Here is a 22579-nt window from a genome sequence, read left to right as displayed (position 1 = left end):
CTTTGGGATACCTCTTTTTCGTTCATCCCGCCTGATTCAGCTTCGCATCGATTGCCGCTGTGATCGTCTTGAGTTTGACGTACCCCTCATCAATCATCTCATCATCGAGCACGATCAGTGGATAAAAATAGACATCCTCTTTCAGCGCTTCCGTCCATTGATCTGATGTTGCTGTCTCGAAATCAACATAGCGAAGCGTCATCGCTTGCTCATATTTCCGCCCGAGGACGGCTTGTAGCCAACTGAATGTCTCTTCCGAGCTAGGTGCCCCGACACAACTCGGACAGGTGACCGCTGTTCCGTAAACCGTGATTTCCATCTTGAAGTCCCCCCTTTTCAATTCACTCCTCTTTAGTATACAAGTTTTCCAGATTGAGAACATTTTTCAACCCTGTTACAATGAAACTATACGAAAGGATGTGTTTACGCATGGAAATGTTTGATCAAGTGAATGAAGTTCTTGAAAAATTGCGTCCGTTCCTTCTTCGTGATGGAGGAGACGTTGAACTCGTAGATGTAGAAGACGGAATCGTAAAACTCCGTTTGATGGGAGCTTGTGGTAGCTGCCCAAGTTCAACAATCACATTGAAGGCCGGTATCGAACGTGCCCTTCTTGAAGAAGTCGCTGGCGTCGTCGAAGTCGAACAAGTCTTCTAATACATGAAATCCCGAACGAATTCTCGTTCGGGATTTTTTGATTCATAGAATCCATTCAGCTAACGTATCAACCATGTATGTCGGTTGACGATCCTGCCCTTGAATGAAGACGGGTGTATGGACGCCAGAATTGACGTGCATCGTCCGGATACCTCCATTGATCCCGAAAAGAATGTCCGTATGGTAGTTGTCTCCGACCATGATGACGTCTTCTTTTGACAGACCAATCATTTCTGTCGCGATATCGACCATGACTGGTTCTGGTTTACCGATGAAGAACGGTTCCTTCTCCGTCGTCACGCGCAGGACGGACGTCAAAGCACCATTACCTGGCAGGAAACCACGTTCGGTCGGAATCGCGATATCACCGTTCGTTGAAATAAACCGGGCACCGGCACGAATCGCAAGTGCACCAACAGCGAGTTTTTCGTACGTGATTTGACGATCGAGACCGATGACGACGTAATCTGCCGCTTCGGTTGCGACGACGTCTAACCCTTCTCGTTCAAGCGCGTCGATCAGTCCTGTTTCTCCGATCGCATAGACGCGCGCTTTTGGTGACAGGTCAGCAATATAACGACCAGTCGCCATCGCACTCGTCAAAACGTGTTTCGCATCGGAATGAACACCCATCCCGCATAGTTTCTCTGCCACAGCTTCTGCCGTCATCGACGCGTTATTCGTCACGAACAAGTACGGAATGCCCTCTGCTTGCAGACGATTGACGAAATCGACCGCTTCTTTTACCGGTTCCGTTCCGTTATACATCGTTCCATCTAAATCAAATAAATAGCCTTTTGCCTTCATCCTGACTCACTCCTCGTTTGGTAAAAATGCAGACACCGGTCCGAGTTCTGTCTCGATATACCGGCGAATCGCTTCCGGGAAACGACGTAGTTCTGCTTCCTCGGTCTCAAGTACCGCCCGAATCTCCGCCATACTCGACTGTGTGAATGACCGGACGATCAACGTACGTAACGCAACGAGCTTCTTCAGACTCGTCGCGAGCGGTCCATCGATGACCTTCTCATCTTCTAAAATGAGAATGATATCTTCATAACTTCCCGGATCCCGCATGATGAATCCATCAATCATACTGTTTCCGATGTCGATGACACTTTCGATGACTAAAAAACCGATCCGTTCCATAGCCAGTGCCGTCGTCACCGGATCCCCCGTAACTTCCTTACTTTGTCGAAGTGCCGTCTCATAACAGACGACCGTCTCTTCGATTTTTTGACGATTGACGAAATACATCTTCATTCCCCCTCACATCCTCCATTTTATCGTTATCCGGCAATCCTGAAAAGCAGAAAGGTCATTTGCATCACATTCCCAAATGTGTTATCCTCAATTTAGATTTTTGCTGAAAATAGTATGTCACATTGGTGACGTGGAGGTTATATACATGGAACGGGAACTCGCACTGGAAATCGTACGCGCTACGGAAGCAGCAGCACTAGCTTCTGCTCAATGGATTGGTCGCGGTAAGAAAAATGAAGCGGATGACGCAGCAACGACTGCGATGCGCGAAGTCTTGAACACGGTCAACATGAACGGAACGGTCGTCATCGGTGAAGGTGAACTTGACGAAGCACCAATGCTCTTCATCGGTGAACGTGTCGGAACAGCGAACGGTCCAATCGTTGATATCGCCGTCGATCCGCTCGAAGGTACGAACATCGTTGCCAAAGGTCTCGGTAATGCGATGGTCGTCATCGCCGTCGCCGATCAAGGTGCCCTGCTCCACGCACCTGATATGTATATGGATAAATTAACAGTCGGACCGAACTTGAAAGGGCACGTCTCACTCGACGATCCACTTGAAGTCATCATCGAAAAAGCAGCTCAATACAACAATAAACGGATTGAGGACGTCACGGTCATCATGCAGGATCGCCCGCGTCACGATCACTTCCGCGAAGCTACGATGCGGATGGGCGCACGCGTCCGTCTGTTTGAAGACGGCGATGTCTCAGCTGGAATCGCACCACTTTCTCCTGCGACAGGAATCGATATCTTCATCGGAACAGGTGGTGCTCCTGAAGGTGTCATCACGGCTGCTGCCGTTAAAGCGATGGGCGGCGACATGCAGGCACGTTTACATCCGATGAATGAAGAAGAAACTGCTCGTGTCATCCGGATGGGACTTGAAGATCCGCTTCAACTCTTGACGCTTGATGACCTGATTAAAAGCGACGACTGTATCTTTGCCGCGACCGGCGTCACGACGGGCGAAATGCTCGATGGCGTTAAGTTCTTGACGGATGATATCGTTGAGACGACATCCCTCGTCATGCGTTCAAAGACACGGACAATCCGAAAAGTGATCGCTGAGCATAGCTTATCGCGTAAACCATACTTGCAAAAAGTCCCCCAAACCCTTTAATCTGAAACAGATGTTAGGGAAATGAGGGAAGCTGAATGATGGAAGAACGTGATTTTTTATATGATGATGTCGAACAAACGAAGACACGCTTCGTCAGTTGGATTGGAGAAGCCAGTCGGTTTGATCTCGCCATCACCCACTCGGAGCATTTTTACGGTAAGATTCTCGTCTTGAATCTCTTATCGAATCGCTATGCGATCATCGGTGCGGACGATTTTGATGAACCGGGCTACATCGCGACAGCGTTTGACGTCGAAGACGATGCGGCAACGGAACTCGAGATGTATCTGCGCGCTTATATCGGTCTATGAAAAAAGCCTTCGTCCGCGGACGAAGGCTTTTTCTTATAAGAGACGATCGTTTCGTTCATTTAGTGTGTTTGGTCCGCTGAAGACGTTCGTATTGTCTGACTCGTCATGGGCACGGCGTTCTGAATGCTGATCCGCTTCATCACCGACGAGTAATACGAATTGACCACTTTCGACCGCATGATTCGCACGATCGACGTCTTCCTTCGTCAAGCCACTTCCGTGGATGGCATCTCCATGAGAGACTGATTCATCTTTTTTGAAGATACTCTTGATTTCCTGCCATAGATTACGATGATCTTCCTGCGACAGACGCGTAGATGTCTGTTGGTTGTTCAAATCCGCTAGTTCCTCGATTTGTTCGAGATCGTATTTGTCGTGTGCTAAGACTTTTAAATCAGTCGAGACGACACCGGCAACACGGAGATCGTGCACGGCACTGACGACTTCTGGTACGGATGAGTAAATTCCAACGATTCGCATGGATGATTCCCCCTATAGGTGCATGATACTTATAGTAATAGCCGAATTCCGTCCACTAGAAACGCTTTTCTGTATGACAGTTTGATTACTCGCTTTCCGTCTTCTCTGGTGCAGGTGCGAACTTCCGTTTCAACTTCAACGTATTGGATGAAGAACCGTCGAAGCGAGGTGGTGCTTCTTCTCCTTCTACCAATCCGACCTTCTTGACGATGAAATAGGCACATCCGAAGTTACAGTATTCGTAGAGATAATCAGCAACATGCGAAATCTTCGTATCGAATGTCGCTTTCTCGTGTTGATCCTCATAGAAGCCACGTAGTCGTAATTGACCGTGCCCCCAGTCGCCCACGATATAATCATATTTTTCAAGGACATCGCTGAAACGACCGATGAAGGCTTCTTCATTAAAGCCTTCCCGTTTCTCTTCGACGACTTCATAACGTTCCCGATTGACTTGTATCATTATTCCCACCTCCTGCTGTTCTTATCATAGCATATTCCATTTCTCCTGACAGACGAAAAACCGTCCGAGTCAGCTGCTCGAACGGTCGTTGATTGTTAATCGATCGGAAGTGCTGTTTTATTCTTTTTCGCTGCGTTGACTTGCTCATCTGCATGATACGATGAACGAACGAGTGGACCTGCCTCACAGTGCGAGAACCCTTTGCTGAGCGCGATTTGCTTCAGTTCAGCGAATTCTTGCGGTGTATAGTACTTGATGACGTCGAGGTGCTTTTTCGTCGGTTGGAGATACTGACCGATCGTCATGATGTCGACGTTATTTGCGCGAAGATCATCCATCGTTTCAAGAATCTCTTCCCATGTCTCACCAAGACCAAGCATCAAGCTCGACTTCGTTGGAATTTCAGGTGCGAGTTCCTTCGAACGACGAAGGAATTCAAGCGTCCGGTCGTAAGTTGCTTTCGCACGAACGGTCGGCGTCAGACGGCGGACCGTCTCGATGTTGTGGTTCATGATGTCTGGTTGTGCATCAATCAGCGTTTTCAATGCCTCAAAGTTCCCACCCATATCTGAAGGTAGGACTTCGATTGATGTCTCTGGGTTCATCCGACGCACTTCACGGACGGTTTCAGCGTAAACGCCTGCTCCGAAATCATTCAGATCGTCGCGTGCGACCGCTGTGATGACCGCGTGCTTCAGGTTCATCAATCGAACGGATTCCGCGACGCGTTTTGGTTCTTCGAGATCGAGTTCGTTCGGACGTCCTGTCGTCACGGCGCAAAAACGGCACGCACGTGTGCAGATACTTCCGAGAATCATGAACGTCGCCGTTCGGCGTACCGCCCAACACTCGTGGATATTCGGACACTTTGCTTCCTCACAGACAGTATGTAGCTTTTTCTCGCGCATCATACTTTTTAATTCTGTGTAAGTTTCATTCGTATTCAGCTTGATTTTCAACCATTCCGGTTTACGTTGGATTTCTCCGCGTCCCATGGTTTCGCTTCCCCCTTCATCCCCAAAAAGTCAATTCATGTCTGCTTTAGTATAACAAACAATCAGGGTTTGCGAACATGCAATTCATTATATTCCGACTTCTCCGATAAGCGTTCAAACAACAAATCACGCAACAATTCAGGCATGAAATATTCTTTGGGCATTTCTTTGATTGCTGGAAAGAGTGGACCGAACGTAAACATATCCGGCAAGACGACAGAATAATCGCGTGTTAGCTCAAGCGGTTGATGATCCGCCAAACCAGCATAATGCATCCGTCCCATCAACTTTCCTCGGAATCCAAGACCACGAACCTTTAAGTGTTCGAACTGATCCGTTTTGACTTCGTCGAGGAAAGTTTGTAATTCCTCTCCGGTCATCATGACTTTACAAGGATTGATCGGGTGCGGGCAGAGTCGATGTAAATCAAAGGCAGAGACGGAACCTGGTGGAAGCGACCCGAGCAGAATACCGGCTGGGACACAAGCGATATCCGCATCACACCAGTCGCGCATCGTCTCGACGAGTAACTGCGAGAATGGCGACTCACTGAACCAGTCATTGGCTAGACCCGCTGTCTCGCCAATCGGCTCCTTCATCTGTTTTTCCGCCAGATACTGCTCCCGGTCAAGTAATTTTGCCGTCGCTTCATCCTCGGCGTAATCGTGTAAGGAGTGAAGGACCGCTTCCTTCTCGCCGGTGTCCGTATTCATGTAGATCTCACCTGCATATTGCCCATGTTTTCCCGCTTGCGTGATTAAGACACCGTTCTTGACGACACCATCATCGAGGACATGATGCGTATGCGCACCGATGATTAAATCAAGTTCTGGAAAGCGCATCGCAAGTTCTTCATCCTGATAAAATCCGAGGTGACTTAAACAAATCAGGACGTCGACTTCCTGGCGCAAACGTTCGATCTCGCGCGCCGCGACGTCAAATGGTTCTTCGATCGTCCAACCGAGTAAACCGTATAGTTCGATATACGGTGCCGTCAGACCAAAAACACCGACTTTTCCCGTCGGTAACTCATGAATGACACCTTGCTTGGCGAATGGTGCTTCTAAATTCGAGACAAGGACTGGAAAGTCTGCTTCCGTATAGAGGTCTGCTAACCAGTCGTGCGGAAACGTAATCCCTTCATTGTTTCCGATCGTCACAGCAGTCGGCATCAACGCGTTCAATAAATGCGTATTAATTTTTCCTTTTGTCGCTTCCGTCGCTGGATCGACACGGTCAGCATGATCGCCTAAATCAAAAACAAGCGAATCATACGTCCGGTGTTCCTTGACGAATGACATGTAGCGAGGCCACATGTCGAAGTGTGAGTGCAAATCATTATAGTGAATGATGTGTAACTTCATGCAGAAGCCCCCCTTGATGATTTAAAACAAAGAGATTTGTCGCGGCGCGAGTTCATAGTCGAGATCAAGAATTTCGATTAATCGTTTCGCATTCGGGGCAGCATCTCCTGCTGAGTTGTTATTGAAAAAGACATAGACATCCTTTGCTTCCGCTGCAACGTCGCGGACGTGACTTGCAAGTTCCTGTAGCTCATCTTCCGAGTACCGATAGAGACAGCGGACTTTTCGCCAATCGTCGCTGCTTTGACCCGGTTTCTTTAACCAACCGGCCTTGTTTCGTCCATGTAATCGAATGAATGCCGTCTCCTGCGTCACGACCGGTACGAACGGCACCGAACCATCTTCGGTCTGCGGTTCATCGCAAATCGTATGGATGAACTGATGTTCCCTCAAAAAACGGAGCGTCCGCTCACGATAAGCTTCCGAATACCACGATGGATTTCGGAATTCGATCGCGACTGGCAGTCCAGCAAGCGATTTTCGGATCGTTTGCAAGTATTCCAAATGCAATTTACTGACATCGAACCATGGTGGAAGTTGGACAAGGATTGCCGCAATTTTTCCACTCTTACGCATCGGTTCGATCGACGCGATATATTGTTCAAAAATTGGTCCGAGCGGATTTTTATTTTCCCGGTCGTGCCCACTCATCGCGCGGTGGACCTTAACGATGAAGCGGAACCCGTCCGGTGTCTCAGATGTCCATTTTTCGTAGTTTCGTTCCGGTTGAATCGCATAGAATGTCGAGTCGACCTCAACTGCTGGAAAATGCCCAGCATAGGCAGCTAGTTTTTCTTTTCGATCTTGCGGGGTCAAGTAGAGACTATCATGATCTCCCCAGCCCGTGACACCGATATATATCATGCTCTCTTCCCCCTCGCGTGTTCTATTCTGCCTATTCATCATAGCATAGCAGAATCCGGGATTTCTTCTTCAATGCTTCAATTTAAACGTTCATATTCAAGTATGATACATCCTGATTCGAAGCGTTGTGTTTTGATCATTTTTAAGTGTTGCGGTTGATCAAATACTGGAAACATTCGTTTTCCACCTCCGAGGAGAACCGGGTAAATCACGACATGATAACAGTCGACGAGTCCAAGCTCAATCGCTTCAGCAGCAAGCGTTGCCCCACCGATCGCAATCTGTTTGCCAGGTAAGGCTTTTAGTGCTTGAAGTTCCTCGGCAAGCGACGTGGTCGCTAGACGCGCTTTTCCTTCGACAGCGTCGAGCGTTCGCGAGAAGACGATCTTCTCAAGCGCCTGCCACGTTTTCGCATACTCAACGATGATCGGCTCGTCTTCTTGATCCGCTGTCTCCCAGTACTGCATCATTTCATACAAACGACGTCCATAGACATGGGTATCGAACGCTTTCTCATAATCATTAAAGTATTGATGCAGTTCCGCATCCGGTGAAGCGAAATCGATGCTGCCTGACGCATCCTCGATATAACCGTCAAGTGAGACTTGAAAGGAATAAACGATGTCACGCATAGTAACCCCTCCTTTTTCCCTCCTATACCCGTTTTCCTCCAACCATGAAAAAACTCCCTCATCCGCAGATGAGAGAGTAAGACGAATTATCCGATTGAACCTTCCATCTCGAACTTGATGAGACGGTTCATTTCGACCGCATATTCCATTGGAAGTTCTTTTGTGAACGGCTCGATGAAGCCCATGACGATCATTTCCGTTGCTTCCTCTTGTGAGATCCCGCGGCTCATGAGGTAGAACAATTGCTCTTCCGAGACCTTCGAGACTTTCGCTTCGTGCTCGAGCGAAATGTTATCGTTGAGGATTTCGTTGTACGGAATCGTATCCGACGTCGATTGGTTATCCATGATGAGCGTATCACATTCGATGTTCGAACGTGCACCTGTCGCTTTACGTCCGAAGTGAACGATACCGCGGTACGTGACTTTACCACCGTGTTTTGAGATCGACTTCGAGACGATCGTCGACGATGTGTTCGGTGCTAAGTGAATCATCTTCGCACCCGCATCTTGATGTTGACCTTTACCTGCGATTGCGATTGACAATGTCATACCACGTGAACCTTCACCTTTGAGGATGACGGCTGGGTATTTCATCGTCAGTTTCGAACCGATGTTACCATCGACCCATTCCATCGTTGCGCCAGCTTCACAGATCGCACGCTTCGTAACGAGGTTGTAGACGTTGTTCGCCCAGTTTTGGATCGTTGTATAACGGCAGTAAGCGTTTTTGTTGATGAAGATCTCAACGACCGCTGAGTGAAGCGAGTTCGTCGTGTAGACCGGTGCTGTACATCCTTCGACGTAATGAACCGATGCTTCGTCATCAACGATGATCAACGTCCGCTCGAATTGACCCATGTTTTCCGAGTTGATCCGGAAGTAGGCTTGAAGCGGCGTGTCGACTTTAACGCCTTTTGGTACGTAGATGAACGATCCACCTGACCAGACCGCTGTGTTCAAGGCTGCGAACTTGTTGTCTGTTGGCGGAATCAATTTTCCGAAGTACTCACGGAAGATATCTTCGTTTTCTTTTAAGGCTGTATCTGTATCTTTGAAGACGACACCGATTTCTTCGAGGTCTTCTTTCATGTTGTGGTAGACAACCTCTGACTCGTACTGAGCCGAGACACCTGCCAAGTATTTTTGCTCTGCTTCTGGGATACCGAGCTTATCAAACGTACGTTTGATTTCTTCTGGTACTTCATCCCACGATTTCTCTGCCCGTTCAGACGGCTTGACGTAGTACGTGATATCGTCGAAGTTCAATTCTGAGAGATCGCCACCCCACGCTGGCATTGCTTGTTCGTTGAAGATCTTGAGTGATTTCAAACGGAAATCAAGCATCCATTGTGGTTCTTCCTTCATTTTCGAGATCGTTTCGACGACTTCAGTCGTCAAGCCACGTCCAGAACGGAAGATCGAGATATCGCGATCGTGGAAACCATATTTATAATCGCCAATTTCCGGCATGTTCTTTGCCATGTTCATTTCCTCCTCTTACTTGCTTGTGACCGAAGTTTACTTCCCTTCTTCTACGCCGCGTTCGAGCGCCTTCCAGGCAAGTGTCGCACATTTGATGCGTGCCGGGAATTTCGTGACACCCGAGAGTGCCTCGACGTCCCCGAGGTCGAACGATTCGTCGTCATAGTCTTTTCCTTGGACCATGTCCGAAAAGATATCCGCGAGTCGTAAGGCTTCATCGATAGTCTTACCTTTGACGAGTTGCGTCATCATTGAAGCAGACGCCATGCTGATCGAGCAGCCCTCCCCGTCAAATTTCGCATCACGGACGACATCGTCTTCAATCGCGAGCTGGAGACGAATCGTATCGCCGCACGTCGGATTGTTCATGTCGATCGTGACGCCCCCCTCGATCGCACCGCGATTTCGGGGAGTTTTATAATGATCCATGATCACTTGACGATACAAGTGATCGAGATTGTTAAAATCCATGACTGAAATACTCCTTCGTTTGGCGAAGTCCTGTCACGAGTGCGTCAACCTCTTCTTTCGTGTTGTAGAGATAGAAGCTAGCGCGAGCCGTCGAGCTCGCTCCGAGCCAACGCATCAGGGGCTGTGCACAGTGGTGACCGGCACGAACCGCGATTCCTTGCATATCAAGGACGGTTGCGACGTCATGTGCATGGACATCACCGAGATTGAACGTGACGAGCCCAACGCGTTCTTCCGGACCGTAAATCGTTAGTCCGTCGATGTCACGCATTTGTGCCATCGCGTACTGCGCGAGTTCACGTTCGTGTGCTTCGACGTTCTCTAAACCAATCTCTTCTAAGAAATCAATCGCTGCCGATAAACCAACAGCGCCTGCGATGATCGGTGTACCCGCTTCGAAACGATATGGAGACGGTTTGAATGTCGACTCTTCAAGACCGACGTAATCAATCATTTCGCCACCGAACTCAACAGGTTCCATCGCATTGAGTAATGCCTTTTTCCCGTAAAGGACACCGACGCCTGTCGGACCACACATCTTGTGTGCAGAGAAGGCGAGGAAATCACAATCGAGATCCATGACATTAATCCGTTGGTGCGGTGCACTTTGCGCGGCATCGACGATCATGACGGCTCCTCGAGCGTGCGCAAGACGAGCGACTTCTTTGATCGGATTGATTGTCCCGAGAACGTTCGAGACGTGTGCCATCGCGATGATCTTCGTCCGGTCAGACAGTTGTGCTTCGACCGCTTCGACCGTCACGCGACCATCCGCTGTCAAATCAACGTATTTCAACTTCGCTTTTTTGCGTTTAGCGACTTGTTGCCACGGAATGAGATTCGCATGGTGTTCGAGGTACGTGACGACGATTTCGTCGCCTTCTTCGACATGCTCCATACCGTAGCTTGACGCGACGATGTTGATCGCCGTCGTCGTGCCGCGGGTAAAGATAATTTCTTCATGGTGTTGCGCCTGGATGAAACGACGAACGTTCTCACGCGCACCTTCGTACGCATCCGTCGCTCGTGTTCCGAGCGTATGGACGCCACGGTGCACATTCGAATGAATCGTCTTATAGTAGTCGTCAATCGCATTGATGACGACGAGCGGCTTCTGCGAAGAGGCCGCACTATCGAGATAGACGAGTTTCCGGTCGTTGACCTGTTGGTCGAGGATCGGAAACTGATTGCGGATGGATGCATCGATTCCCATATTAGTTTACTTTCCCTTCGATGACTTGAACGAGACGTTCTTTCACCGAGTCAATCGCAAGTTCCGAGACGACCGGCTGGAGGAATCCGTGAACGACGAGGCGTTCTGCTTCCTTCCGTGAAAGGCCACGGCTCATCAAGTAGTAGAGTTGTAGTTCATCGACACGACCGACAGATGCCGCGTGTCCTGCCATGACGTCATCCTCATCGATCAAGAGGATTGGGTTCGCATCACCACGTGCCTTTTCCGACAACATGAGGACACGTTCCGTTTGAACGCCGTTTGATTTCGAAGCGCCGTGATGGATCATCGACGTTCCGTTGAAGATCGATGTTGCTGCGTCTTTTTGGACACCGTGGATCAAGATGAAACCTTCTGATCCTTTACCGAAGTGGTCCGTACGAACGTTGAAGTTTTGTTTTTGCTCTCCACGACCGACCGTAACGGCTTTCGTATCTGAGAACGAATCGTTTCCGACGAGATGTGTTTTTGTTTCTGTAACCGTGTGACCGTCATTCATGTGACCGAGTGCCCATTCGAGCTTCGCGCCTTGTTTGACGACACCGCGACGGTTCATATACGTGACGGCACCTTTAGATAGTGTATCTACACCACCAAAGAGAACTTTTGCGTTGTCTTCGACGAATACTTCTGTGACGACGTTGACGTTATGCGCTTCATCACCGTAAGAGACGAAGTTCTCGATATACGTCAATTCGCTGTCAACGTCTGCAACGATGATTGCGTGATGGTAAAGCGCTGCGCCTGATTGCTCAAGCGTGTAGATTGCTTGCATCGGTACAGACAGCTTGACGCCTTTTGGTACATAAAGGAACGTACCGCCGTTACGAAGTGCTGCGTTTAATGCCGCAAGACGATCTTCGTTAACTTGAACACCTTCCGTCATGAAGTACTTCTCGACGAGTTCCGGGTGTTGTTTTAATGCGTCTTCGAGCGTCGTGAAGATGACGCCGTTCGACGCTTCACTGTTTTGCGCGTGGACAAGTTGTCCGTTACGTGTGACGAGCATGTGATCACGGTTTTCGCCGATCAATGCTTCGATATCTGAAGAAAGACCAGTGACGGTTTCAAGTTCCGTCGTACCTTCTGTGAAGTTCCAGCCTTCGATCTTGATTTTTTCTACTTTTGGCAATGCGAGCGTTGGGGCAAGATCAAGCGCGTCTTGACGCTTTGCGACCATCCAAGATGGTTCCCCTAAGCGAGTCGCACGTTCTGCCACTGCCTCGCGATTTACTGCAAGATTCAGTTCTACAGTCATCATGCTTCCTCCCTCGTCTTACGCTTTTGTTTCGATTTCGACGTCTTCGATGCCGAGTTCTTTTTTAACCCAGTCATAACCTTCTGCTTCGAGACGGTGTGCGAGTTCTTTACCACCAGACATGACGATTTTTCCGCCCATCATGATGTGGATGAAGTCTGGCTCAATGTAGTTCAAGAGACGTTGGTAGTGCGTGATGATCAAGCAGCCGAATTCAGGTGAACGCATTTCGTTGACACCTTTTGCGACGACTTTGAGTGCATCAATGTCAAGACCTGAATCGATTTCATCGAGAATCGCGATTGCTGGTTTAAGCATCATCATCTGAAGAATTTCGTTACGTTTCTTTTCTCCACCAGAGAAACCTTCGTTGAGGTAACGGTGTGCCATTTCTGAAGGCATCTCGAGAAGTCCCATTTGTGAATCAAGTTCACGGATGAATTTCATGAGTGAGATTTCATCGCCTTCTTCACGACGCGAGTTGATCGCTGAACGAAGGAAGTCCGAGTTCGTAACACCACTGATTTCGCTTGGGTACTGCATTGCGAGGAACATACCTGCTTGTGCGCGCTCATCGACTTCCATGTCGAGGACGTCTTCGCCGTCGAGTGTGACTGAACCAGATGTCACTTCGTACGATGGGTGACCCATCAATGCTGATGCGAGTGTTGATTTACCTGTCCCGTTTGGTCCCATGACCGCGTGGATTTCCCCGCCTTTGATTTCCAAGTTGACGCCTTTCAAGATTTCCTTGCCGTCGATCGCGACGTGTAGATCTTCAATCTTCAAGTGTGAAGCCTTCATGTTAGAATCCCTCCATCTATTCATTTCGTGACTGACGATTCAGAACACGAGCGTTACTAATTTAGTATCATTCTAATCTTAAAGAAACATGGCGTATTATTCAAGCGTCATCGCTCGTTGTTTTTTCTCAAAATCATGCGTTTTGTTGAGAATCATTCGAAAGTTTCACCGGTTCCTCCAGTTCCTCGATCGTCGAAGTCCGATGAATCCGTTGTGACAGTAGGAGCAGTGGTATTCCGAATAATGTCAAGCCCGCTAAAATCCCGAAAATCGGTAACGGACGGTCCGCTCCATATAAACTTAATAAATGTCCGCCGGCAATTGGACCGATTGATTGTCCGATCGACGTCAAGCCCATTGCCCCGAAATAACTGCCCCGTAATTCTGGTTTTGCGAACCGATCGGTCAAGATATCAGTCATCGTGAACATCATGACTTCGCCGCACGTGAAGATGACCATCGCGACGACCATCAGCCAAATCGAACTCACATTACCGATGATGAACAATCCGACAGCGACGGTCGCAATTCCGGTCGTGATCGAGACGAGCGGTGACGTCTTGACACCGAACTTCATGATCGGATATTGCACGATCAAGACGGTGATCGCATTGATCGTAATCAAGATCGCATAAAGTGTCTTCCCGCCTTCAAGGAGTGACGTCTCCGTCAAGAACTGTGGCAAAGTCGAGTTGAACTGACTGTAGCCGAAGACCCCGAAGATGATGCCGGCAAGTGCCAGTGTAAAGGCGATATCCGTCCGCAACAGACGAATCGTCGCTCCGAACGAGACTTTCTTGCCACCGTGTGTCTCGGTGATCGGATGACGTTTGAATAAAATTCCGATCATCACGCCGTACACGATATAGACGAACGCCGTGATGTAAAACGTCGCGGACGTGTTCCCCGCACTCAGCAGTAAAGCGATTCCCGGTCCGATTGCTGCCGCGATGTTGATCATCGCGTAACGGATATTGAAGACGAACAATCGGTTCGCTTCATCCGTCGTATCACTGATCAAGGCACGGGCGGATGGTTCAAAAATCGAACGACAGACCCCGTTCAAGGCACTGAGGATGAAGAACGCCCAGAATGTCTCGACTTGTGCCAGTGCGATGAAGACGATCGCGAACCCAATCGTTCCAGCGAGCATCATCGCCCGCCGACCATACCGGTCTGACAGTGTACCGCCGATGAAACTCATGACGAGACTGGCAATCGCTGAGATACTGAGGACCCAGCCGACATCGACCGGATCAAACTTCAGGACGGTCGTCATGTAGATGGCGAAGAACGGCATCGTGATGAACGTTCCGAGACGTGAGAAAAACGTCCCGAACAAGACCCCGAGTGTCAACGGATGCAGTTGACGAATGCGTTGCATATGATTCCCCCTAACCCCTGTTTCAGACAAATGAAAAGCATCCTTCCATTATATAGGAAGGATGCCGGATTCGGTAAACTTATTTGCTGACTGGAACGACTGCACCTTTGTACTTGTCGAGGATCCAATCTTGGTTTTTCTTTTCGTGCAAGACATCGAGAAGTGTCGTGACACGCTTGTCTTTCTCATCGCCGTCACGTGTGACGATGATGTTGACGTATGGTGAAGACTCATCTTCTGATGCGATCGCGTCTTTTAACGGGTTCAGACCGTTATCGATCGCATAGTTCGTGTTGATGAGGACGGCGTCGCCTTCATTGTTTTTGTAAGCTTGCGGAAGAAGCGATGCTTCGATGTTCGTTTTGAACTTAAGTTTCTTCGGGTTCTCCGCGATATCGCCGAGTTGTGCATCTGTCGTTTTACCGTCTTTGAGTTTGATCAACCCTTCGTTTTGAAGGAACGTCAAGACACGACCGCGTTCCGCGACGTTTGAGCTCGTTAAGATCGTTGCACCGTTTGGCAACTTATCGAGTGACTTGTATTTCTTCGAGTAGATACCGAGTGGTTCAACATGGACGCCACCTGCGTTCGCGAACTTATACGATTTGTTTTCTTTCTCTTGTTGCTCAAGATACGGTACGTGCTGGAAGTAGTTCGCATCGATTTCTTTTGAAGCGAGCGCTTTGTTCGGAAGTACGTAATCTTGGAACTTCTTGATTTCAAGCTTGTAACCTTTTGCTTCATATTCTTTTTTAACGTGCTGAAGAATCTCAGCGTGCGGTACGTTTGAAGCACCGATGACAAGTGTTTTGTCGTCGCTGTCTGATCCTGATGATTTTTCGCCACATGCAGCAAGGCTGATAGCTAAGACGGATACAGCGGCAGTACCTACGAATTTTTTCCAAGTTTTCATGAATGATTCCTCCAATATGATTAAGTTTCGAATTAACGTTTATCGATCGCACGGATCAGCAAATCACCAATGATTTGGATGACGAAGACGATCGCTAAGATTAAGAGTGTCGCAATGACGATGACATCGTTTTGAGAACGCTGGAATCCTTCGATAAAGGCCATGTCCCCAAGTCCACCTCCGCCGACTACTCCGGCCATTGCCGTATAACCGACAAGTGAGACGAGTGTGACCGTGATACCAGAAACGATGGCAGGCAATGCTTCCGGGATTAAGACTTTATAGATGATTTGGAACTTCGTCGCCCCCATCGATTCAGCTGCCTCGATGACACCTTTATCGACTTCACGTAACGCGAGTTCAACCATCCGACCGTAAAATGGTGCAGCACCGAAAATCAGTGCCGGTAATGCTGCCGTTGGTCCGAGGAACGAACCGACGATCGCTGTCGTAAATGGAATCAATAAGATCAGTAAGATGATGAACGGAATCGAACGGAAGACGTTGACGATCAAGCTCAACACTGAATAGAACGCCCGATTCTTGAACAATAACTCTTCGTTTGTCGCATACAATAGTAAACCAATGATCAAACCGAGAACGAATGTCGAAAACCCAGCGATTGCCGTCATATAGATCGTACTGCCTGTCGCTTCCCACACCATGTCCCAATCTAGGTTGTCAAAGAATGAAATCATCGGTGATCCACCTCCACTTCAACATCACTGGCTTGAAGCTTCGTGATGACCGCTTGTGTTGCTTCTGTTTCCCCGATCAACTGAATGAACAGTGTACCGAGTGCCCCTTCCTGTGATTGACCGACGTTTCCGCCGATGATGTTGAACAGGACCGGTGAATCCTTCATGACTTCCGCGAGGATCGGGCTTTCCGCTGTTGATCCGACGAACGTCAACTGAACGATTTTTCCGGTTGGGTACCGTTCGCGTAGTTTCGCGAACGTCAACTCGTTTTCCGACGGCGACGTCAATTGTTTGACGAACTCCTTCGTCATCGCTTGCTTCGGATGACGGAAGACTTCTGCGACCGGTCCTTGCTCGACGATTTTACCGGCTTCCATGACAGCGACCCGGTGACAGATTTTTTGAATGACGTGCATCTCGTGTGTGATCAAGACGATCGTCAGTTTCAGTTTTTCGTTGATATCGACAAGTAACTCAAGAATCGAGTCCGTCGTCTTCGGATCGAGTGCACTTGTTGCCTCGTCACATAAGAGAACGTCCGGGTTCGATGCCAGTGCCCGAGCGATACCGACACGTTGTTTTTGACCACCCGATAATTGTGACGGATAGGCTTTTTCGCGTCCGTCCAAACCAACGAGTTGGATCAGTTCCGCTACCCGTTCCTTGCGGTGTGCTTTCGGGAAGCCACCGAGCTCGAGTGGGAACATGATGTTCTCTTCAACTGTTCGTGACCACAATAAGTTGAAATGTTGGAAGACCATCGAGACATTCTTACGGACGCCTCGTAATTCCTTTGGTTTGAGTGATGTCATCTCAACACCATCGATTTGGATCGAACCACTCGTTGGTGCTTCGAGCATATTCAACAATCGGATCAAGGTCGATTTCCCTGCTCCGGAATAACCGATTATTCCAAAAATTTCACCGCGTTCGATTGTCAGATCGACATTCGCGACAGCTTCGACCGCTCCGCGCTTTGAGCGATAAATCTTTCCTACGTCTTGTAAACGAATCACAACTGTCCCTCCTAAAATAAAAAAAGTGCGCGCGTTTTAGAGCAAACGCGCGCACTTTTCAGTACACAAAACCATTTGCTCTCATCTCCCAGACTTTTGTCTGCTGGAATTAGCACCACTTCGGATCAGATCCGCGGTTGCCGGGTTTCATCGGGCCAGTCCCTCCACCACTCTCGATAAGAGTTTCGGTATTAAGTTTGTAGAATATATTCTGAATATTAGCAGGGGTTATTTTTGTTGTCAAACAGTTTTTTCAGAAACTTTTTCGAGGAACGTGAAAGCACGCGTTAAGTCTTCTTTCAAATCTTCCGCGTCTTCAAGTCCAACTGAAATCCGGACGAGACCGTCTGTGATGCCGAGTTCTGCCCGACGCTCTGCTGGGATCGACGCGTGCGTCATCCGTGCCGGAACGGAAATCAGACTCTCGACGGCACCAAGACTCTCAGCAAGTGTGAAGAAGTGTGTCGCCTCGACGAGTTTTTCTGCATTCGCTGCTGAACCAACATCAAAGCTGATCATCCCACCAAACCCAGTCGCTTGTTTCGCTTGGATGTCGTGACCAGGATGCGATGCAAGTCCCGGGTAGAAGATGTTTGAGACAATATCTTGCGCTTGTAGGAACGCAACGAGATCATGTGCTGTCTCTTCGATCGCATCCATCCGGATACCGAGTGTACGAAGACCACGGACGAGCAAAAAGCTGTCTTGCGGTCCAAGTACGCCGCCTGTCGAGTTTTGGATGAAGTGAAGCTCTTCGCCGAGCGCATCATCTTTGACGACGACAAGTCCAGCGACGACGTCCGAGTGTCCGCCGATGTATTTTGTTGCACTGTGCAAGACGATGTCTGCACCAAGCGCGAGTGGTTGTTGATGATATGGAGTCGCGAACGTGTTGTCGACGACGAGTTTAAGATCGTGACGTTTGGCAATCGTTGCGATGGCTGCGATGTCCGTTACTTTCAACAACGGGTTCGTCGGTGTTTCGACGTAGACGATCTTCGTGTTGTCTTGGATCGCTGCTTCCGTTGCCGCAAGGTCCGTCGTATCGACGAATGTCACTTGAATGTTGAACTTCGGTAAGACACGTTGCATCAAGCGAAACGTACCACCGTAGACATCATCCGTCATGACGATGTGGTCGCCAGACTCAAGCAAGTGGAAGACGGCATGGATCGCTGCCATCCCAGAACCGAAGGCAAAACCACGTGCGCCGCCCTCGAGATCCGCAATCAATCGTTCGATGCTCGTCCGTGTCGGGTTCGCTGTCCGTGAGTATTCGTATCCGTCCTTAAGTTGACCGATTTTATCCTGCTTGTATGTGCTTGTTTGATAGATCGGAGGTGTGACGGCTCCTGTTGCCCGGTCGACACCTGTTCCTCCATGAATCAATGCTGTCTTCTTACGCATGAGTTTCGTCCACCTTTTCAAAGATTTGTTGACTTAAGTAGCGTTCGGCACTGTCTGCGAAGACGGTGACGATCGTACTGCCGGGGTGACGCTTCGCGATATCAAGCGCAGCAACGAGCGCTGCACCTGCTGAACTACCAACGAGTAATCCTTCGCGAGCAGCGAGTGTATGAACCGCGTCAAATGCATCGCGGTCAGAAATCGTATGAATCTCGTCGACGAGTTCACGCGGAACGAGACTTGGCCATTTCGCTGTTCCGATGCCTTCTGTCTTATGCGGACCGGCTGGACCACCATTTAAGACGGAGCCTTCCGGTTCGACGATCGCTGCTTTTGTACCGAGACGTTGTTTTAAGAAGTCCGCTGTTCCGGCGAACGTACCACCTGAACCACAACCGGCAACGAACCAGTCGATGTGCGGCAAGTCCGCAATCAGCTCAGGACCGAGTGTCCGCTGATACGTGACTGGGTTCTCTTCGTTTTCGAATTGTAACGGAACGTAACTGTTCGGAATTTCCTGACCGAGTTCTTTTGCCCGGTCGATCGCCCCTTGCATATCGAGTTCAGTCGGCGTGTTGACGACGGTTGCGCCGAGTGCCCGCATCAACGTCTGTTTTTCCTGACTGAATTTTTCCGGAACGACACAGATGACTTGAAGATCATATTTTTTAGCGGCAAGCGCCAAGCCGATGCCGGTATTCCCGGCTGTCGGCTCGATGATCGTACCGCCTGGTGTCACATGTCCGTTTTCGATTGCTGCATCAACGAGTTGAATGCCAAGGCGGTCTTTGACGCTGCCCCCAGGGTTCATCCATTCGAGCTTCGCCAAAATGCGCGTACCAGCAGGCAAATCGAATGAAGTGATCTCGTAGAGTGGTGTGTTTCCGACGAGGTCGCGGACGTTGTTCGCGATCATCCGAAGACGATGTCCCATTCATCACGACCGGCAAGCATTTTCTCGGCATAGTGCTTCGCTCCTTTGAGGTCATGTGCGCTCGCAAATCCACATTGGACTTCGTTTTGCGCTGGAATCTCTTCTGCTGCAAGGACGTCTTTCAACGTCTTCTCAACGAGTTCGCTCATTTTTTCGACAGAGTCGAAGTTCATCATCGCCATGTAGAAACCTGTTTGGCATCCCATCGGCGAGACATCGATGACATCATCCGAGTAGTTGCGGATGTTTTCAGCAAGTAAGTGCTCGAGTGTGTGCATCGCACGCATCGGCATTTGCTCAACGTTTGGTTGTGTGAAACGGATATCGTATTTGACGACTTGGTCGACTTTACCTTCTTTATAACCCGCGACGCGGATATAGGGTGCTTTGACTTTCGTATGATCCAGGTTAAAGCTTTCGACGTTCATTTTTTGAAGTGCCATGATTTATTCCCCCATTTTCTCGGCTTCTACGAGCCAGACGAAGTGATTGTATTGTATAAATTTAACAGTGAACCCGCGTGATGTAAACAATTCTTCCATGACTGGAATCAACGGGTAAAACTCGCGTTCGAGATCTTCCGCTAACGCGTCGAACCCTTGAGCACGTGCTTCACGGATCGTTTGCTGGCGTGCTTCTTCTGAGACGAACATCGTATCCGCGTAGACGATTTTTCCGTCTGCCGGTAAATGTGATGCCATCAGTTCGATTGCTTCCCCCTTTTCCTCATCTGTTAGATGATGAAACGCATACGTCGAAACGAAACTGCGTGCTTCCTTCGCTTCGAACGAGAGGAAGTGACCATCCTGTACATCTAGCGACGGAATCTTTTCCGTCAGGATTGCCCGCATCTCCGGACTTGGTTCGACGGCGAGTACGGCGTCGTGACGTGCCAGAAGACGTTGTGTCAGGTTCCCTGTGCCTGCTCCGAATTCAATGACCGGCGACTGCGCTTTATCCGCTACTGTATCCAAAATCTCATCGTATCGACGAAAAACCTCTTTATATTCCGGATCGTGTCCGGTTACTGTCTCGTCATACGTCGATGCCCATTCTGTGAAAACATCCATAAAACGTACTGTCATGCCTTGTCGTCCTCCATCTCACCAGTTAATTCCGAGTAATCGGATATGAATTAAAGTAATTTTCCATATTCGCATTGTAGCAAGGAGATTCTATCCTGGCAAGCGACCGGCTCGAAAAACTTCCAGAAAACAAAAAAAGGCGTTGCCGGCGAACCGACAACACGAATAATGTGGTTAGAAATGCTACGAAGGAAAACCCAGCTCCATTCGGAATTGTTCGCTCTTCCGCGTGGAGGACGGCGCCTGTTCGACATGATCGCCAGCTTACGTTCACTTCCTGATCGGTCCTTTCGATCCACCACCCGTTCATTGCACCGCTTCGTCTTTGGGGGACGACTTAAGGGGAAACAATACACCGGCTTAGGATGGGAGAAAGGGTTCAGGACTTGAATCGTATTGAACGATCATCTCTGCTAGACTTCCTATAATGCATTTCTAGAAGTTGTTATGAATATACCATTCATATTTCGGCGTTGTCAACGGATTATTGTAAATATTCCGACAATTTAATAAAAAGAAAAATCCAGTCGGACTTTTCTTACCGTTCTTGACAGAAAGCAAAGACGTTTTGGACGGACTGGAAGGCATAAAGTCGCTCTACGACTTGATTTTCTTCAATTCGCAACAACGCAGGAACACTCATGACATGGGCTTCTTCTAAGAAATCCGGAATGAAATTCCCGTTCGCCTTCTGAATCGATTGACCTGATTCCGTCGCTTCGACGATATCGAGCATACGTTCTGCGATGGCGCATGTCCCGCACATCGGTGCATAGACATACAATAGCCCGTTTTCCGGGACGGTCGTGACCTCTTGCATGACGGTCGCTCCTTTCTTCGTGGTATCTGTCGTCAGTATACAAAAAAAAGAGAGCGGACGAAACGCAAGCGCCTCGTTCACTCTCTTTTCGTTAAGTATTACTCGTTGATCATCGATTTGTACGCTGCAGCGTCCATCAATGCCTCGACTTGTGAAGCATCTTCGATTTCGATGTCGACCATCCAAGCACCTTCGAATGGTGACTCGTTGACGAGTTCTGGGGAATCCGAAAGGTTTTCGTTGATGGCAACGACTTTACCAGAGATCGGTGCGTATAATTCCGAGACTGTCTTGACCGACTCGACTGAACCGAATGGCTCGTTTGCTGAGATCGTATCCCCGACTTCAGGCAATTCGACGAAGACGATATCCCCGAGTTCGTGTTGCGCGAAATCCGTGATTCCGATGCGCGCCTTGTTTCCTGATACTTCGACCCATTCATGTTCTTCCGAATAGCGTAAGTTGTCTTTTACTTGACTCATTTCCGATTCCCCCTGTGGACTAATTTGGACTAACGTGTTCAGTATACCAAAATCGACTCTGAACTTAATACCATTTTCCTTGATACATTTCTTCCTTGAAACCGATCGTAACGTCTTTCCCGTCCGTGACGATCGGACGCTTCAGCAACATGCCGTCACTTGCGAGCAACTTGTATTGCTCGTCTTCCGATAACTCTGGAAGTTTATCCTTGATTCCTTGCGAACGGTACGATTGACCACTCGTGTTGAAGAATTTCTTCAACGGCTCCCCACTTTTTTGGTGGAGTTCCTGAATCGTCGTTGCAGATGGTGTCTCCTCGACGATATGTTTGTAATCGACTTCGACACCGTGTTGTTCGAGTGCTTTTTTCGCTTTGACGCACGTACTACATTTCGGGTAGCCGTACATCGTGACTGTTGTTGTCATGTTC

Annotated in this window: 28 protein-coding genes and 1 riboswitch; of the genes, 3 read left to right on the top strand and 25 right to left on the bottom strand. The window is 48.9% G+C overall.

What is annotated here, in order from left to right:
* Positions 1-22: 22 nt before the first annotated feature.
* Positions 23-319 carry a DUF1462 family protein gene (locus Q9R23_RS05335; protein ID WP_035406035.1) on the bottom strand — a complete coding sequence of 99 codons (297 nt, stop codon included), beginning with the start codon at positions 317-319 and terminating at the stop codon, positions 23-25.
* A 110-nt stretch (positions 320-429) separates the two neighbouring features.
* On the opposite strand from Q9R23_RS05335, the gene Q9R23_RS05330 reads away from it, so the two are divergent.
* The gene (locus Q9R23_RS05330; protein ID WP_012371190.1) at positions 430-657 is read left to right on the top strand and encodes a NifU family protein; all 228 of its coding nucleotides are present in this window, start codon (positions 430-432) and stop codon (positions 655-657) included.
* 42 nt (positions 658-699) lie between these two features.
* On the opposite strand, the gene Q9R23_RS05325 is transcribed toward Q9R23_RS05330, so the two are convergent.
* On the bottom strand, positions 700-1464 hold the full coding sequence (locus Q9R23_RS05325; RefSeq protein ID WP_290757661.1) for a TIGR01457 family HAD-type hydrolase: 765 nt from the start codon (positions 1462-1464) through the stop codon (positions 700-702).
* Between the two features lie 6 nt (positions 1465-1470).
* On the bottom strand, positions 1471-1914 hold the full coding sequence (locus tag Q9R23_RS05320) for a DUF86 domain-containing protein (RefSeq protein WP_023469145.1): 444 nt from the start codon (positions 1912-1914) through the stop codon (positions 1471-1473).
* A 151-nt stretch (positions 1915-2065) separates the two neighbouring features.
* Here Q9R23_RS05320 and glpX point away from each other — a divergent pair, with 151 nt between their 5' ends.
* Positions 2066-3046, top strand: a complete 981-nt coding sequence (glpX, locus tag Q9R23_RS05315; protein ID WP_290757658.1) for a class II fructose-bisphosphatase — start codon at positions 2066-2068, stop codon at positions 3044-3046.
* 35 nt (positions 3047-3081) lie between these two features.
* A complete protein-coding gene (locus Q9R23_RS05310; protein WP_023469147.1) occupies positions 3082-3357 on the top strand; it encodes a DUF3055 domain-containing protein in 276 nt (91 codons plus the stop codon).
* A 33-nt stretch (positions 3358-3390) separates the two neighbouring features.
* Here the strand turns inward: Q9R23_RS05310 and Q9R23_RS05305 are convergent, their stop codons facing one another.
* From Q9R23_RS05305 to Q9R23_RS05200, 22 genes are all read right to left on the bottom strand, one after another.
* A complete protein-coding gene (locus Q9R23_RS05305) occupies positions 3391-3837 on the bottom strand; it encodes a general stress protein (RefSeq protein ID WP_214727844.1) in 447 nt (148 codons plus the stop codon).
* 85 nt (positions 3838-3922) lie between these two features.
* The gene (locus Q9R23_RS05300; protein WP_214852623.1) at positions 3923-4300 is read right to left on the bottom strand and encodes a YutD family protein; all 378 of its coding nucleotides are present in this window, start codon (positions 4298-4300) and stop codon (positions 3923-3925) included.
* 95 nt (positions 4301-4395) lie between these two features.
* Positions 4396-5295 (bottom strand): lipoyl synthase, encoded by a 900-nt coding sequence (lipA, locus tag Q9R23_RS05295; protein ID WP_023469150.1) that lies wholly within the window; start codon positions 5293-5295, stop codon positions 4396-4398.
* Between the two features lie 62 nt (positions 5296-5357).
* Positions 5358-6659 carry a bifunctional metallophosphatase/5'-nucleotidase gene (locus tag Q9R23_RS05290; RefSeq protein ID WP_311246570.1) on the bottom strand — a complete coding sequence of 434 codons (1302 nt, stop codon included), beginning with the start codon at positions 6657-6659 and terminating at the stop codon, positions 5358-5360.
* A 21-nt stretch (positions 6660-6680) separates the two neighbouring features.
* Positions 6681-7523: a DUF72 domain-containing protein gene (locus tag Q9R23_RS05285; RefSeq protein ID WP_290757647.1), complete on the bottom strand. Its 843-nt coding sequence runs from the start codon at positions 7521-7523 to the stop codon at positions 6681-6683.
* Between the two features lie 77 nt (positions 7524-7600).
* Positions 7601-8155, bottom strand: a complete 555-nt coding sequence (locus Q9R23_RS05280) for a dihydrofolate reductase family protein (RefSeq protein WP_311246569.1) — start codon at positions 8153-8155, stop codon at positions 7601-7603.
* A gap of 86 nt (positions 8156-8241) precedes the next feature.
* Positions 8242-9639, bottom strand: a complete 1398-nt coding sequence (gene sufB / locus Q9R23_RS05275) for a Fe-S cluster assembly protein SufB (protein ID WP_023469154.1) — start codon at positions 9637-9639, stop codon at positions 8242-8244.
* A 36-nt stretch (positions 9640-9675) separates the two neighbouring features.
* A complete protein-coding gene (gene sufU, locus Q9R23_RS05270) occupies positions 9676-10110 on the bottom strand; it encodes a Fe-S cluster assembly sulfur transfer protein SufU (protein ID WP_035406013.1) in 435 nt (144 codons plus the stop codon).
* Positions 10100-11323, bottom strand: coding sequence for a cysteine desulfurase (locus tag Q9R23_RS05265; RefSeq protein WP_311246568.1), 1224 nt, complete (start codon positions 11321-11323; stop codon positions 10100-10102). The genes sufU and Q9R23_RS05265 overlap by 11 nt, the downstream gene beginning before the upstream one ends.
* Position 11324: 1 nt before the next feature.
* Positions 11325-12602, bottom strand: coding sequence for a Fe-S cluster assembly protein SufD (sufD, locus tag Q9R23_RS05260; RefSeq protein ID WP_311246567.1), 1278 nt, complete (start codon positions 12600-12602; stop codon positions 11325-11327).
* Between the two features lie 18 nt (positions 12603-12620).
* Positions 12621-13406 carry a Fe-S cluster assembly ATPase SufC gene (gene sufC / locus Q9R23_RS05255; RefSeq protein ID WP_023469158.1) on the bottom strand — a complete coding sequence of 262 codons (786 nt, stop codon included), beginning with the start codon at positions 13404-13406 and terminating at the stop codon, positions 12621-12623.
* A 133-nt stretch (positions 13407-13539) separates the two neighbouring features.
* Positions 13540-14790, bottom strand: a complete 1251-nt coding sequence (locus tag Q9R23_RS05250; protein WP_214852611.1) for an MDR family MFS transporter — start codon at positions 14788-14790, stop codon at positions 13540-13542.
* A gap of 79 nt (positions 14791-14869) precedes the next feature.
* Entirely contained in the window at positions 14870-15703 is an 834-nt protein-coding gene (locus tag Q9R23_RS05245; protein ID WP_290757636.1) for a MetQ/NlpA family ABC transporter substrate-binding protein, read from the bottom strand.
* 32 nt (positions 15704-15735) lie between these two features.
* Entirely contained in the window at positions 15736-16401 is a 666-nt protein-coding gene (locus Q9R23_RS05240) for a methionine ABC transporter permease (protein WP_290783276.1), read from the bottom strand.
* On the bottom strand, positions 16398-17420 hold the full coding sequence (locus Q9R23_RS05235) for a methionine ABC transporter ATP-binding protein (RefSeq protein ID WP_023469162.1): 1023 nt from the start codon (positions 17418-17420) through the stop codon (positions 16398-16400). Before Q9R23_RS05235 ends, Q9R23_RS05240 begins: the two co-directional genes overlap by 4 nt.
* A gap of 78 nt (positions 17421-17498) precedes the next feature.
* Positions 17499-17603: riboswitch (SAM riboswitch) on the bottom strand.
* Positions 17604-17660: 57 nt separating this feature from the next.
* A complete protein-coding gene (locus Q9R23_RS05230; protein ID WP_214727831.1) occupies positions 17661-18827 on the bottom strand; it encodes a bifunctional cystathionine gamma-lyase/homocysteine desulfhydrase in 1167 nt (388 codons plus the stop codon).
* Entirely contained in the window at positions 18820-19743 is a 924-nt protein-coding gene (locus Q9R23_RS05225; RefSeq protein ID WP_023469164.1) for a PLP-dependent cysteine synthase family protein, read from the bottom strand. Before Q9R23_RS05225 ends, Q9R23_RS05230 begins: the two co-directional genes overlap by 8 nt.
* Positions 19740-20204, bottom strand: coding sequence for an S-ribosylhomocysteine lyase (locus tag Q9R23_RS05220; RefSeq protein WP_023469165.1), 465 nt, complete (start codon positions 20202-20204; stop codon positions 19740-19742). Before Q9R23_RS05220 ends, Q9R23_RS05225 begins: the two co-directional genes overlap by 4 nt.
* A gap of 3 nt (positions 20205-20207) precedes the next feature.
* Positions 20208-20846, bottom strand: coding sequence for a class I SAM-dependent methyltransferase (locus Q9R23_RS05215; protein ID WP_290757625.1), 639 nt, complete (start codon positions 20844-20846; stop codon positions 20208-20210).
* Between the two features lie 538 nt (positions 20847-21384).
* Positions 21385-21666, bottom strand: a complete 282-nt coding sequence (locus tag Q9R23_RS05210; RefSeq protein ID WP_290757623.1) for a thioredoxin family protein — start codon at positions 21664-21666, stop codon at positions 21385-21387.
* Between the two features lie 98 nt (positions 21667-21764).
* Positions 21765-22148, bottom strand: a complete 384-nt coding sequence (gene gcvH, locus Q9R23_RS05205; RefSeq protein ID WP_029342437.1) for a glycine cleavage system protein GcvH — start codon at positions 22146-22148, stop codon at positions 21765-21767.
* A 64-nt stretch (positions 22149-22212) separates the two neighbouring features.
* Positions 22213-22575: an arsenate reductase family protein gene (locus tag Q9R23_RS05200; protein WP_290757620.1), complete on the bottom strand. Its 363-nt coding sequence runs from the start codon at positions 22573-22575 to the stop codon at positions 22213-22215.
* Positions 22576-22579: the final 4 nt, after the last annotated feature.

Origin of the sequence: Exiguobacterium sp. BRG2, from assembly GCF_031844245.1 — a bacterium.
Classification (GTDB): domain Bacteria; phylum Bacillota; class Bacilli; order Exiguobacteriales; family Exiguobacteriaceae; genus Exiguobacterium_A.
The sequence above is the reverse complement of the archived record's forward strand: the minus strand, read 5'-3'. Positions and strand labels throughout refer to the sequence as shown.